The sequence below is a fragment of the Paenibacillus sp. A3 genome, from assembly GCF_001399685.1.
Lineage (GTDB): Bacteria > Bacillota > Bacilli > Paenibacillales > NBRC-103111 > Paenibacillus_G.
The window spans coordinates 1-13,010 of sequence record NZ_JTHN01000216.1; the positions used below are offsets into that span (position 1 = coordinate 1).

The 13,010-nt window shown below is 49.3% G+C and carries 18 protein-coding genes; 13 read left to right on the forward strand and 5 right to left on the reverse strand.

All coding sequences use genetic code 11. The annotated features are described in order from the left end of the window. Both QJ48_RS37735 and QJ48_RS28655 read left to right on the forward strand, forming a co-directional pair. The coding region (locus tag QJ48_RS37735) for a glycoside hydrolase family 95-like protein (RefSeq protein WP_054976790.1) at nt 1–423 on the forward strand (423 nt) is incomplete at its 5' end. Between the two features lie 124 nt (nt 424–547). Continuing rightward, on the forward strand, nt 548–2,428 hold the full coding sequence (locus QJ48_RS28655; RefSeq protein WP_054976791.1) for a chondroitinase-B domain-containing protein: 1,881 nt from the start codon (nt 548–550) through the stop codon (nt 2,426–2,428). Nucleotides 2,429–2,520: 92 nt separating this feature from the next. Here QJ48_RS28655 and QJ48_RS28660 read toward each other — a convergent pair whose 3' ends face one another. Further along, nucleotides 2,521–3,207, reverse strand: a complete 687-nt coding sequence (locus QJ48_RS28660; RefSeq protein ID WP_054976792.1) for a YHYH domain-containing protein — start codon at nt 3,205–3,207, stop codon at nt 2,521–2,523. 219 nt (nt 3,208–3,426) lie between these two features. Here QJ48_RS28660 and QJ48_RS28665 point away from each other — a divergent pair, with 219 nt between their 5' ends. The 4 genes from QJ48_RS28665 to QJ48_RS28680 all read left to right on the forward strand — a co-directional run bounded on the left by QJ48_RS28665 (nt 3,427) and on the right by QJ48_RS28680 (nt 7,958). Beyond that, nucleotides 3,427–3,777: a VOC family protein gene (locus QJ48_RS28665; protein ID WP_054976793.1), complete on the forward strand. Its 351-nt coding sequence runs from the start codon at nt 3,427–3,429 to the stop codon at nt 3,775–3,777. Between the two features lie 361 nt (nt 3,778–4,138). After that, nucleotides 4,139–5,107 carry a DUF4261 domain-containing protein gene (locus tag QJ48_RS28670; protein WP_054976794.1) on the forward strand — a complete coding sequence of 323 codons (969 nt, stop codon included), beginning with the start codon at nt 4,139–4,141 and terminating at the stop codon, nt 5,105–5,107. Between the two features lie 21 nt (nt 5,108–5,128). Next, nucleotides 5,129–6,814 (forward strand): DUF6138 family protein, encoded by a 1,686-nt coding sequence (locus tag QJ48_RS28675; protein WP_054976795.1) that lies wholly within the window; start codon nt 5,129–5,131, stop codon nt 6,812–6,814. A 43-nt stretch (nt 6,815–6,857) separates the two neighbouring features. After that, on the forward strand, nt 6,858–7,958 hold the full coding sequence (locus QJ48_RS28680) for a WD40 repeat domain-containing protein (protein WP_054976796.1): 1,101 nt from the start codon (nt 6,858–6,860) through the stop codon (nt 7,956–7,958). 58 nt (nt 7,959–8,016) lie between these two features. Here the strand turns inward: QJ48_RS28680 and QJ48_RS38195 are convergent, their stop codons facing one another. The 3 genes from QJ48_RS38195 to QJ48_RS28685 all read right to left on the reverse strand — a co-directional run bounded on the left by QJ48_RS38195 (nt 8,017) and on the right by QJ48_RS28685 (nt 8,841). Next, on the reverse strand, nt 8,017–8,178 hold the full coding sequence (locus QJ48_RS38195) for a hypothetical protein (RefSeq protein ID WP_193394511.1): 162 nt from the start codon (nt 8,176–8,178) through the stop codon (nt 8,017–8,019). A gap of 15 nt (nt 8,179–8,193) precedes the next feature. After that, nucleotides 8,194–8,343 carry a hypothetical protein gene (locus QJ48_RS37125; RefSeq protein WP_157261786.1) on the reverse strand — a complete coding sequence of 50 codons (150 nt, stop codon included), beginning with the start codon at nt 8,341–8,343 and terminating at the stop codon, nt 8,194–8,196. 306 nt (nt 8,344–8,649) lie between these two features. Beyond that, nucleotides 8,650–8,841, reverse strand: a complete 192-nt coding sequence (locus QJ48_RS28685) for a sporulation protein Cse60 (protein ID WP_054976797.1) — start codon at nt 8,839–8,841, stop codon at nt 8,650–8,652. 257 nt (nt 8,842–9,098) lie between these two features. Here QJ48_RS28685 and QJ48_RS28690 point away from each other — a divergent pair, with 257 nt between their 5' ends. From QJ48_RS28690 to QJ48_RS28720, 7 genes are read left to right on the forward strand one after another with little or no spacing between them, the layout of a single operon-like run. Further along, nucleotides 9,099–9,515, forward strand: coding sequence for a hypothetical protein (locus QJ48_RS28690; protein WP_054976798.1), 417 nt, complete (start codon nt 9,099–9,101; stop codon nt 9,513–9,515). 2 nt (nt 9,516–9,517) lie between these two features. Beyond that, complete coding sequence (locus tag QJ48_RS28695; protein WP_054976799.1) at nt 9,518–9,868, forward strand: hypothetical protein; 351 nt, start codon at nt 9,518–9,520, stop codon at nt 9,866–9,868. A 54-nt stretch (nt 9,869–9,922) separates the two neighbouring features. After that, complete coding sequence (locus tag QJ48_RS28700) at nt 9,923–10,558, forward strand: DUF2185 domain-containing protein (RefSeq protein WP_054976800.1); 636 nt, start codon at nt 9,923–9,925, stop codon at nt 10,556–10,558. 46 nt (nt 10,559–10,604) lie between these two features. Then, nucleotides 10,605–10,844: a hypothetical protein gene (locus tag QJ48_RS28705; RefSeq protein WP_157261787.1), complete on the forward strand. Its 240-nt coding sequence runs from the start codon at nt 10,605–10,607 to the stop codon at nt 10,842–10,844. A gap of 22 nt (nt 10,845–10,866) precedes the next feature. Beyond that, nucleotides 10,867–11,604 (forward strand): tRNA(His) guanylyltransferase Thg1 family protein, encoded by a 738-nt coding sequence (locus QJ48_RS28710; protein ID WP_054976802.1) that lies wholly within the window; start codon nt 10,867–10,869, stop codon nt 11,602–11,604. A gap of 2 nt (nt 11,605–11,606) precedes the next feature. Continuing rightward, nucleotides 11,607–12,041, forward strand: a complete 435-nt coding sequence (locus QJ48_RS28715; RefSeq protein ID WP_054976803.1) for an AAA family ATPase — start codon at nt 11,607–11,609, stop codon at nt 12,039–12,041. A gap of 21 nt (nt 12,042–12,062) precedes the next feature. Next, entirely contained in the window at nt 12,063–12,491 is a 429-nt protein-coding gene (locus QJ48_RS28720; protein WP_054976804.1) for a GTP pyrophosphokinase, read from the forward strand. Between the two features lie 4 nt (nt 12,492–12,495). Here QJ48_RS28720 and QJ48_RS28725 read toward each other — a convergent pair whose 3' ends face one another. Next, entirely contained in the window at nt 12,496–12,876 is a 381-nt protein-coding gene (locus QJ48_RS28725; protein ID WP_054976805.1) for a PilZ domain-containing protein, read from the reverse strand. Between the last annotated feature and the right edge of the window lie 134 nt (nt 12,877–13,010).

Genomic DNA, 13,010 nt, shown 5'->3' on the forward strand with positions numbered 1-13,010 from the left:
ATGCTGCTGCAAAGCTGGGGCGGCATAATCCGCATCTTTCCGGCGGTCCCGGACGAATGGCGGGATGCGGCGTTTCACGATCTGCGGGCCGAAGGGGCTTTTCTCGTCAGCGCCGTGCGCAGGGACGGCATCACCCGGTTTATCCGCGTGAGAAGCTTGGCCGGGGAGCCGTGTATTGTCCGGACCGGGTGGACCGGCATCGTCCGGTGGCGGAAAGCCGGAACAGCCGCCGCTGAAGTAACGGTCGACTTGGGAACGAAGGAAGCAGACATCGCATTGGATTTGCAAAAGGGAGAGGAGGCGATTCTGTATCCGGACGGCGAGCTCCCGGATCTGCGCATACGGCCGGTATCCCCGTCCGGAAGACCCGTCCGTTATTTCGGCGGGCATAAGCCTTGGCGGCTTTACGGCTTTCCGTTCTGAAAGGCCGGAAATTGATGATTTTAATGATCTTTTCGGCATTTTGAAGATTCCTTTTGCCCCGCTTTTCTTTGTAAAATGAAATCGGAGTGCACTCTGCAATTTAAAAAAACGAAGGAGCGATGAAATGATAAGACACAAAAAGCTATTTACGGTTTTGGCATGCGCTTGCTTGCTTCCTGCGCTTGTTCCTGCCGCACCTGGTTACGCAGCGGATGTGAAGCTGCCGGTTCCGGCGTCTGCCGTAACGGCGAGTAAGGATGACGGCAACCTTCCTGCCAATACGGTAGACGGCAATCTGTCCACACGCTGGTCCGCCAGCGGCGACGGGGAATGGATCAAATTCGATCTAGGCGCCAACAAGAAGGTCAGCTATATGAAAATGGCATTTCTCAACGGGGATTCCAGAACCTCCAAGTTCGATATTCAAACCTCGACCGACAATGTGAGCTTTAAGACGGTGAAGGCGAATGCGGTCAGCAGCTTGAACGCAGGCCTGCAAACCTTTGATTTTCCCGATGTCAACGCGGCCCGGTACGTAAAAGTTATTGGGCACGGCAACTCGGCTAATGCCTGGAACAGCTACACCGAAGTGGAGATTTATGGGGAGGGCGCCGAAAGTGGCGAAGGTGTGCTGGTTTCCACCTCTGCCGAGCTGACTGCGGCCATTGGCAAAGCGGTTCCCGGCACGACGATTGTGCTCGCCGACGGTACCTACACGCAGGATGCTCCCTTCGTCGTAAGCGGCAAGAACGGCACGGCGAACAACAAGATTACGATCAAAGCGGCGAATCCGGGCAAGGCTATCATTTCCGGCGGGGCATCGCTCAAAATTCAAAAATCGTCCTACGTTACGATTGAGGGCTTGAAGTTTACGAACACCGGCAACACGGCGCTCCTCTTGGACGGCTCCAACAATATCCAGGTGACCCGGAATCGATTCGCTTTGCCGGCAACCGGAAAAGAGTTGTTCTGGCTGCAGGTGAGCGGAGCGAACAGCCATCACAATCAGATTGACCATAATGATTTTGGTCCCAAGAGCGACACTGGTCCGCTCATTGCCTACGAAGGCGACGGCGATGGGAACATCTCGCAGCACGACAAGATCGAATACAACTACTTCCATGATGTCGGCCCGTGGGTAGACAACGGCAAGGAAACGATACGTCTGGGGCTATCCAAAGTCTCGTTGTCCAACGGGTACAACACCATTCAATACAATCTGTTCGAGAACTGCGATGGCGAGCCCGAAATCGTCTCCGTCAAAAGCAGCGGCAACACGGTCCGCTACAATACCTTCAAAACCTCGAAAGGGGGACTAACTTCACGGCACGGCCATAACAACGAGTTTTACGGGAACTTCTTCCTTGGCGACGGCGTAGAAACGAAGCAATCGGGAATTCGGGTGTATGGCAACGACCATAAAATTTACAACAACTACTTCGAGAAGCTTACCGAGACGGCCATCCATCTCGATAGCGGCAGCTTTGACGGCGGCACCGGCGGGTATCCGCCCAATCCGACGCGCGACCAATTGAAAGCGCATTGGAAAATTTACCGCGCCCAAGTCGTCAACAATACGATCGTAGGCAGCAAGGCGGGTATTGTTATCGGGTCAGGGAAGGCATATGCTCCTCAAGACAGCGTCGTGGCGAACAACATCGTGAAAAATTCCACGGGGACGCTTTATAACGAAGCGGCCACCAGCAACACCGTATTCGAAGGCAACCTCGGGTATGGCAGCACGCTGAGCAATAAATCGAGAACGGCTGCGGAGATTCGTAACGCCGACCCGATATTTCAAACCGTGAACGGATTGCAAAAATTATCCTCCGCCAGCAAGGCGGCGATTGATGCCGCAGTTGGAACGTACAGCGATATCAAGGAGGATATGGATGGCGAAGTTCGCTCCTCCGCCCATGATATCGGAGCGGACGAATACTCCACGGCTTCGTCCTTCAAGAATCGTCCGCTGCAGAAGACCGACGTGGGGCCGGACGCGCCATAATTTCAATTTTACATTCGCAGCAGAAAAAAGAAAAAGTGCCATCCCCGCGGGGAAAGGCACTTTTTCTCGTCCAGAGCCACCTGGTGGCAGGCTTACTTCGAAATGTAAAAGGCGTTATTTTCAAACTTTGTCGTCAAGCCTAAGTCCTCGACAGCCAATTTCCAGGTCATCGGGAAATAGGTTACATCATTTAATACAAGCAGCGGATACGCTTCTGTCGAGTTGTCAAACCAGGCATCGTTTACAAATACGTTGAAATCGGGAAGCTTGGCGTACAGCTTTTCAGGCGGGGAGCCCAGGTCGACATTCAGTTTGGCTGCTTTGTTGGCCGTCTTCCGGATCACAAATCCCGTCTCTTTATCCCACTTGGTTTCGAGTCCCAGTGCCTGCGTGTAGCTCCAAGTCATTGGGAAATAGGTGATGTCTTTGTAGGTAATGACCGGATACTGCGCAGAAGCATTGGAAACTTCCTGATTATTTACATAGACCTTAAAAGCGGGCACATTCACCTTGATCATGCCGTCCGGGACTTCTTCTTTTGCTGGGGAAGGGGTTGCTTTTGGCGAGCTTGACGTGCTGCCGGAGCCACCGCTAGAGCTGTTTCCTCCATTATGATAATGATATTCGCCGTCTTCAAGCCCCCATTTTGCACAATTGGTTCTGCATGTGTGCCCTCCGTTTTTATCTGTTCTGCCGGGATGAGCGCTTGCGATCGATGCGACCGATGAGAACGAAAGACTGAGCAGAGCAATCCCTAAAACGGCTTGTTTTAGTTTCATGAACATGACCCCCTATGAGTTCTATCTCCTTATAATTTTACCATCAATAGGAAAATAGGACAATTGCATCAAGCAGATTAGAACCATGATGAAATAGATTCAATCTTGTGACGGGTTTTCGCACATCATTCAACAACAAACTGTGAAAAAGTTATCATTTGCATGAATGTGATACGATTTAGGGGAAATTAACTTTTTTAACAAAGGATGTGTTATGGGATGAAACTGAATCATATCAATTTGACCGTCACGGACGTGCAGGCCGCTCAACAGTTTTTGGAAACTTATTTCGGACTCAAGCCGATGGACACGAGCGGAGATGCGCGCGGCAGTTCATTCGCGGTGCTGTTTGACGATAACGGAATGGTGATCACGTTAATGAAAGGAGCCGAGGCTCAGTACCCTAAGACGTTTCATATCGGCTTCATCCAGGAGAGCGAAGAGAAGGTGAATGAGATCAATCAACGCATGAAGGACGACGGATTCGATGTCAAGCCGCCGCAAAGGTCGCATGGATGGACGTTCTATGTGAAAGCTCCGGGCGGCTTTACCGTTGAGGTTCTCGCTTAAGTGAAGCCATGATAAGGGAAAAGCACGAGCCGGCGGAGGCACAGTACTTCAGCCGGTTCATTTTTTTGCAGCTGCAAATCAGTTCTGTATGGGGATGTATGGCCTATGGTTTTGTCGAATAATGTCATAAAAATATGTGTCTTTTGTTTCGTTTCTCTCTTGCGTAAACAGGACAATAGGCGGATAGTTTACCGATTTATAAGTCTATCGTTTCAAAAACAATGGCATAACTTGTCATCGGAATCGTTTGAATGGAATAATGAAAGGGGCCGTACCGGGAGTTTCGGACCTTTTGATGGAGGAAGGGACGGTTCTGCATGTATGACTGCGGTTTAGATAACGAACAAGAGGAGCGAACGAAATGACGGAGCTGGAAGACCGATTCGAAGAGGATGGAAACGAACAAGAGGAGCAGGACGATTCCGGCTTTGCCCGGGTTTATATGGTGGAGCTGCTGTACAAGACGAAGCCAGAGCTGTCCCGCGAGGCGCTGTACGCGAAGATGGAAGCCTATACGGGGCAGGTTGACGTTCCAGATGATGAGGATACCGAGGACGAAGAGGACGAGGCCGATGTTCCCGGTCTTGCCGTCTGGGAAGCGGAAGATCCGGACCCAAGCAACGAAACGCTGATGTTTTTCCATCTTAACTATAAAGTCGCTTATGAGGAAGGCGAATTGCCGGCGCAAACGTGCATATTCCGGACCCATGAGGAGACGAAGCCGGAAAAGTACGAAACGGCTTTGCAGCAAGCGTGGGATTGGCCCGGAGCCCGCGAGACGGTGGGAGCATGCCGGCATTCCGTGCTGCTTACCGATTTCTGCGCCGCAGGCCTTCCTTATAAAGAACGGCTGGAGCTGTTCCAGAATGCGCTCCGGGCTCTGCTGGAGGTTGCTCCGTGCGACGCCCTCTATTGGAGCGCAAGCGACAAAATCGTAGATCCGCAGCAGTACCAGAGCGCTCTCGCGGAAGGGCAGACGCTGTACGGGGCGATGAACGTCAGATTTTATAACGTCCAGGGCAGGGGAACGGAGCGCCGGGAGTTTTTGATGGACACGACCGGTCTTGCCGCGTTGGGACTGCCGGACCTGCAGTGCCATTTTTACGATATGGAGCCGGGGGAAGTCGCCTCCGTTCTGGGTGATCTCGGTTATTACCTGTATAACCAGGGAGATGTCATTCAGGATGGCGAGACGGTTGGCTGGACGGAGCAGCAGCGCTGGCGCTGCGAGCATCAATACGCCTTGGCGGCGCCGCGCCGTTACGTGCTGGACTTGGATCCTGGCGAGCCTTACTATGCCGGCAGACAGCATCACGACGAAAACCGATAATGCGGGAGGACGGACGATCGTATGGATAGCATGCTGGAAGATCTCATCAACGAAATGAAGCAGGCCATTGTGCAATGGTTCGAATTCATTGGCGATAAGGATGCGGAACAAATTGTGAAGCGTACCCCGCTGCAGGTCGGGATTCATGACTACGGCTTGCTGGAGTACGCCAAGGGCAGAGTCAGCGTGACGGACACGGAGCTCGATTTCTTGTCGCCGAAAGTCAAGACCCGGCTGGGTGAGCCTGCCGAGCTATTGTCGGAGGAACAAGTCCGGGAGCAGATCGTCCCGCGCTTGGCTGCATTCATGCAGCAGCAATTGGACAGCTTTCCGTCCCCGGCCATCATCGATTATAAATTTTCGTTCTGGGGAAAATTTCGCGTACAGGAAGGCGAAGTGACGCTCCCGATTCTCCAGCATATCGATGAGGCGAAGAAGGAGCGGCTGCTACATGCCATTGCTTCTTATATTCAAACGAAGCTCGACGACGGGAAATACCCTACCAAGCCGCTGGAGACGTTCTTTCTCTCCAGACACCTGCTCGACGAGAGCTTGTTTCCCGACCCGGATGCCGGGCGGATCATTTCCGTGTTCGAGCACATTTTGGAGCTGAATAAAGGGAAGAAAGAGCGGCTTGCCGAGCATCGTTCGAATATCGTGAGAGCTCTGCGGAATTGGGTGGAGGAGACGTTTCTTCCCCGCTATTTCGAGACTCGCAAGGATGAATGGCGCCAAACCGAGTACACGAGAAAAACCGATATTCAGCTTGAAGATACCGAGCAAGGGCCGATTGAGCTGCTGTTATATACGGCGGTATCCATCATTAAATATGAGCCTTCTTACAGCAAAAGCACGGGGCTTGCCTTCCTGGAACGGGCCGTCGAGCTGGGAAGCGCCAGGGCATCCCGCTTCATGAAGGAAGGCAGCGGAACGTTTGCCAAGGAAGATGTGCATTTCCGCAATGAGTTTGTGGAATGCACGGCCAATGACGTTTTCTCTACCGTAACGATTACTATTAAGCAGGAAGCCGAGGAGAGCTACGCGCGTGCGCTGCGGTTTATTTGCCGCTTGCTGCAGCAAGGGTTCCCCAAAAACTATCAGATTAAGCTGAAATCCGGCGTCAAGCAGTTTTTGCCCATCAAAGGATTAGCGAAGTCAGGGACACATCGTTTCTTCGCGAACGCCATGGAATACCCGAAGCTGCACCCGCTGCTGAAGGAATATGCCCGCGAAGCGATGGAAGAGTTTGAATGGTATGCGGATACGGAAGACGAGAAGAGCTGCATGCCGGGCAGCTATGCCGTCTTCGGCCTCGGCTTGGCGGACCGGAGTTATTTTGGGCTGGTAGAGGATTATATGAAGCTGGTGGATGACGAGCACCAATCCGTGCAAAATGGCTTCACGACCGCCTTCGTCGAACAGTATGGCGTGAATGCAGAGAGCATTCCCACGCTGGTAGCTTGCATACTGCGCAGCACCGAAGCGATCAAGCTGAAGATTAAGCCGGCGATGGAAGAGGAAGCCAATACAAGACTGCTACTCCAGCAGGTTAGCGGCCTTCAGCCTTATGAAGTGGAGCATATCGTCTATCCGATTTGGGGCGGCGTGGAGAAGCTTAAGGCTGCCGCCGCCAAAGCCAAAGGGGAGAAGGCGGCTTTGCTGTCAGAGCTTATGCAGGCTGCATCACCCAAAAAAAACCAGCGCTAGCAAAAAGTGAAATATTGTGCGAAATAGACAAGGCGAGGGTGCTATGGAAAGAACGTTAACGGATAGAATCAACAACAAAACATGGTCGATTCAACAAACCGGGAATCAAGTCCTCACTTCAAGCAACGGAGGCAAGGCGAAAGAAAAAGGATTTGATGATCCGGGGGAAGCAGCAAAGTATGTACAGAAGGAAACGTGGAGCAGGCTGAAAAAAGGGTTTGTCCTGCACAACCCGCAGGCGGGAGCCGGACAGCCGGTCTTGCACCGTTACATCGGAGGCGGCTACACCGGGTTTATGCCGCTGGCTGCGATGGAGGATACGAACACGTTCTTTTGCAGCTATGTAGTGGGCCAGTTTGAAAAAGAAGAGATTTATCTCATGGACGATCAAGGGGAGAAACAAACAACCTATGAGCTTCCGGGACAGCAATTGATCTTGGATATGCGGTACTGTGCCGCACAGAAGGTACTGCTGTTGAATATTGACCATCATATTGCAGGGCTTTCTCTGGGCAACGGCGAGCTTGAGCGATACACCCCCAAAATGCCGGCGAGCACGCTGTCGGTATCCGGGTCGACGGCGCTCTGGTACGATAAGTCCAGCCTTGTCGTCTATGATCTGGGGACGAATACCGTCCGCTATACGAGACAAGTGGAATGCGAGAAGTACGGTGGACATAGTACTCAGCTTTGCGCCGTATTGTCGCACGACAGCCGCCTGATGGCGTATTGTTCACATACCGGTGAAATCGTAATCGTCGATATGACGACCATGCAGGAGCACACAATCGCAAAAGACAAAAATGCGATGACGTCGAGCATGGCTTTTTCACCGGACGACCGATTGTTGTTCACGCAAGAGCAGTACGGTTCATGGTCGCTTAAGTGCTACGACCTGAACACGATGACCGGATGCAAGGACTGGATGACGCCGGATATAAAAAGCTTTGCGATCCATGAACGGAGAAGATTGCTCGCCGTGTACAATTACGGCAAGATTCAACTGTTCGACCTCCATACCATGAAACCGACGATGGCGTTTGAGGTCGAGCATGTTGTGAAAAATTGCACCCTTGCCTTTACGCAGGATTACCTCGCCGTCTATACGGATTATGGCTGTGTGAGCCTCTATGCACTCGCATAACTAAAAAACAAGCCAGAGCGCAATTTCGCTTGCACTCCAGGCTTGTTTTTCATTTGCTTTATAGCTGATCCGCATTTGAAGAAGGCTTGCCAAAGGGATCGAGATTTTCGTCCCCAATGATATCGACATAATCTTTGGCGCCTTCGGGGACAGTCAATAAATCTGCCGCTTCCGCCGTTGTCTCGAGATTTTCAATTCCTGCTTGAGTTTTTTTATCCATCGTTACCTCCTGTATTTATTCAATCGAGTATCCATCCAATTTTTCGCGATCTCCGATTTCCTGGGTATCGTCCGTTCTAAATCCATCACGTTCGTGTGAGGTAAGGTCCTCATAGACCGTTTCGGGATTTCCGTCCGTTTCTTTTTCCAGCTTATCTTGCGGCATGGCTTCATCTCCTTTACAATGGATATCATTTACAGCCGGTCGCATTTTTATTCTAAATTAAAAAGACCGCCAAGCATGGCGGCCAGAGAGTTGAGAAACCCAGAATGGAGAAAATCTCAAACAAATAGAGGTGGGGTATATCCCGTAAGAGTTTACGTCCGCCTTTGAAACCCGTGAAAATACCGCAAATTATAATCAAGTTCACGGGTTTCAAGAGCGGCTGGAGGGATATACCCCACCGGTGTATGCAGAGAATTTTCTGCGTGAAGCGGGTTGCTCAACAAGCTCTCCGCCAAGCATGGCGGCTTACTTCTCCTGGGTCCGGTAGACAACCAGGATCGTGCTTCTTTGATATTCCCCTTTGTCCGGTTTGCTTTTGATAATGGACCCGTAGCTTATACTTACAATTTGATCTTCCTCCAATGTGGCCAGAAATTCATTGCAGCTTTTCTCGGCAAGCCTGTTGTCGGAATCAAGGAATTCTTTAACTTGAATCATGCTTTTCACCTTTCTTGGCTTATGATTTTGATCCGTCATACATTAAATGTAAAAAACCGCTTTCATGCAGTAAGGCATCCCGCCCGATAAAGAGTGGAATGCCTTACCAATTGACCATATCATATAACTACTAGGGAGTCAAACCTGCCAAATTCGAGAGATGAATCCTATCAAATTGTGGAAATGAAATTTTGAATTGGTTATGATAGGAGAAGAATCATACAACAACCGGTAACAAGGAGAGCGAGTACATCCTCATGAGATATAACGGCATTCGTGAGATCATCGAAAGAGACCCTTCGAGGCATCAATTTGAAAAAATATCGGAAGCGGAGCTGGAAAAAGAAATCATCGACGGGATTCCGCAAGATTTTGTTGATTTTTTGAAAGAAATCGGTCAGGGGACGTTGGCTGATGATTTTTTCCAATTTTTCGGCTGTTTAGTGCAGGCTGATGAGTTTTACGATGAGTTAATTCGTGAAGAAGACCATGAAGAGCTCAAAGACGTTCTACTTTTTGGACGTATATGTACCGGCGATGCGGTAGGTTTTTTAACAACGGATGATTGGTCTATTGTCGAAATATGGCATGACGATGATTTAACCCTGCATCCCGTTGAGGAAGCGACTTTTGAGGAATATATCAATCATTTGTTTTCGCCCGAAGGAGAATAGTAATGGATGAGAAATTGCTTAAAAAAATTGTAATGAATGTCCCTTTTTCCTATCCGCTGGCGGAAGGAACCACGATTCAAAAAAATGCCAACGATCCGAAGCTGCAAGTGAAGTGCTGCTATCTTACCGTCGTGAATAAAGGCGATCATACGGGAATCGAGGTCTTTATTAAACCGGACACTTATTTCGTGATTACGAAGGCCACCTATAATTATGACACCTTTGAAATGACAGTAGTCAGGCAGCTGGAGAATATCTCCGTTCATTATAATGAACTTCCGGATTATATCGGGCAAGAAAATATGAGCCTGATTGACGACCGGCTGTCTTATTATTTGTTTAAATCCCTGTAGCGGGTGAAAATACATTTTTCATGACGATGATCATTTTCGGGAGAGTGAGACTTCATGGCCTGGACACTGGATAATGCCGTTGAACGTCATAAACATGCGCCGTATACGTTTTACATTCCGAGCGATGAAGTCTTGGACCGGCTGCAGGCGGGCGATCTGGTCAAGCTCATCTTTATGGCGGAAGAAACGTTGGATAACGGCTGCGAAGCCGAGAGAATGTGGGTAAAAATTGTCGAGCGGAATGCTTCGGATTTCCGTGGGGAATTGGTCAATCATCCGGTCTATTTGGATTCTCCCCAATATGGAGATATGATCGGCTTCAACTCCGTACATATTTGCAGTACACAATTGGAAGACCCGCGCGCGAAGGAAATGGATTATTATTACGATTACAAGGTCATCGTGAGTCATGACGTTCTGGAGAGAGAAAAATTTAATTTTATGATGAAAGATGAGCCGAACAACGAACAGGACACGGGATGGATATTTTTCAGCGGGTACGAGGATGACGACTATAATGCGGACAGCGCAAATTTTCAAGTCGTTTCTTTGGGAGTCGTTTTAAATCTAGACGATTCGATTATTCCCTATCTGGATGCCGAGCCTCCGAGCGCCTACGAAAGAGACTTGGACTCCGGCAAGTTTGTATTCGTCGAAGATTATGATTGGGACGCGTATTACAGTGAATAGCGAGACTATAGAGTGTACGAATAAAGCTTGCCAAAGGGGGTCATAAATGATGGTAGAATGTCCACACTGTACGAAGCCTACGGCGTTTCAAAGGCAATGTTCCCATTGCGGAACCATTCTGCAGCATACGGTCGAAGAGAAATTCGAGCTGCTGAGCGAGGCTGTCGAGAAGGCGCTTAAGAAAGAAGGCCAAAAGCGAAAAAAGAAGAGGCGGATCAAACTGCTTATTGCCGCAGTTGTCATTTTGCTGGCCGTTTATGTGGGGGTAAATAGCGTCAGAGCGTAAAAACATGAGAAGAGGGGCAAGCATGAAAAAAGATGATTTTGGAAACCGTATGAAGGAGTATGAACATGCGTTTCGGCACAGCTTGCCGCGCCGTCTTCCGATTATTGTCAGAATCGACGGCTGTCATTTTCATTCTTTTACCCGTGGCATGAAGAAGCCCTTTGATGAGACATTGACCCACGCTTTGTGGGAAACGTGCAAGTACCTTGCGCAAAATATCATGGGATGTAAAATCGTTTATCATCAAAGTGACGAGATTTCCTTATTACTGACCAATTATGATAAATTAACGACCCAGTCATGGTTCGAGAACAACATCCAAAAGATCGTTTCCGTATCCGCCTCCATGGCGACGGCAAAATTTAACGAAGAGATGCGAAAGATCGATCCGGATAAGCCTTTGGCGACTTTCGATAGCAGGGCTTGGGTGCTCCCGCACGATGAAGTCACCAATTATTTTGTGTGGAGACAGCAAGACGCCACGAAAAACAGCATATCGATGGTGGCTCAGGCCAACTTTCCGCATAAGGAACTGCATGGACTCGATGGAAAGCAGCTTCAAGATAAGCTCTTCCTGGAAAGAGGGATCAATTGGAACGATCTGCCCGTATGGCAGAAGCGCGGAGTATGCATCACCAAGCAGCAGTACTATAAGGGCGAAGCCATAAGAAGCAAATGGGACGTGGATTACGAGACGCCGATCTTCTCGCAGCATAGGGAATACGTGAATCAGTATGTTTATTTGGACAAGGAGGAGTAGGCTTGGAGTGCGTCCTGTTCATAGGAATTCAGGCTTCCGGAAAATCGACCTTCTACAAAGAAAAGTTTTTTAATTCGCACATCCGAATTAACTTGGATATGCTGAAAACCAGACACCGAGAAGACATCTACGTGGCCGCCTCCATCGAAGCGAAGCAGCCGTTCGTCGTCGATAATACGAATCCCACCGCCGAGGACCGAAAAAAGTATATTGAGGCCGCGAAGCGGGGGAGGTTCAAGGTTACCGGCTATTATTTTGAGCCGGATTTTGAGGAATCCATGAAGCGCAATGAACTCAGGGCAGGGATAGAAAAGATTCCCGAAGTCGGCATAAAAAACGTACTTAAGAAGTTGATCCCGCCCGACGCCGATGAAGGATTCGACGAATTGTATAAAGTGGTTTCGCAGAACGGCAAGTTTATCGTATCAGAGCTATAGCCCCGTAAAGGAGAATGCGACATGTCGGATTTAACCAAAGCGATCCTTATCGCCACAGCCGCTCATCAAGCTCAGTTGGATAAAGGCAACCAGCCTTACATTCTTCATCCGTTACGTTTGATGTTACAAGCGCCGGATAACGACTCAAGAATCGTTGCCGTTCTGCACGACGTCATCGAGGATACGGACGTGACGATGGAAACTCTCAGGCAGGATGGCTTTGCAGAGCATCTTCTGGAGGCTCTCGATTGTCTCACACGCAGAGACAACGAGACCTACGACGAATTCCTCCAGCGAATCAAGCCCAATGCTTTGGCCAGAGTTGTCAAGCTCTTGGATCTGGAAGACAACCGGGATGTCCGAAGAATAAAAAACCTTTCGGAAACAGATTTTGCGCGCCTGCAAAGGTACGAGAAAGCCGTAAATTACTTACTTTCCAGAAGCTCGTAGCCGCTCAATTTACCGTAATTTTTCTTAATGCCGTTAAGGTTCGCAGTCCGGCGATCAGATGTCTTTTTTCGGACTCGTTCATCATAAATTTCACGCCGTAATGATAGAGCGCGTTCGTAGATTGAAGCTGCCAGCGAATCGAACCGTTGAGCTTCAAGAGCTCTTCTTGCAGCTGCACATGCAGAATGATCTGCAACTTGTTGCTGGCCGCGTTCAAATTTAAGGGAGTCACGATTTTGCACCCCGAGTTGCTGATATCCATCAAAGTTGCTTTGACCGGTGTGCTCGACGTTGTTTTGCCGTTAATATTCGTGATTTCGAAATAACAAACGATCGGAGTATTTAAACTATATCTAAAAGCATCGCTTCGCTTGTTTTGATACATGATGCACCGCCTTCAAAAATATTGGATTGCTGCCCCACAATTGGTATGGTTTATACATATATCGGTAATTATAATCATTTATTTAATCTTTTAATAATAACTACAAGAATTTCTTAACGGAGTCTATCATATTC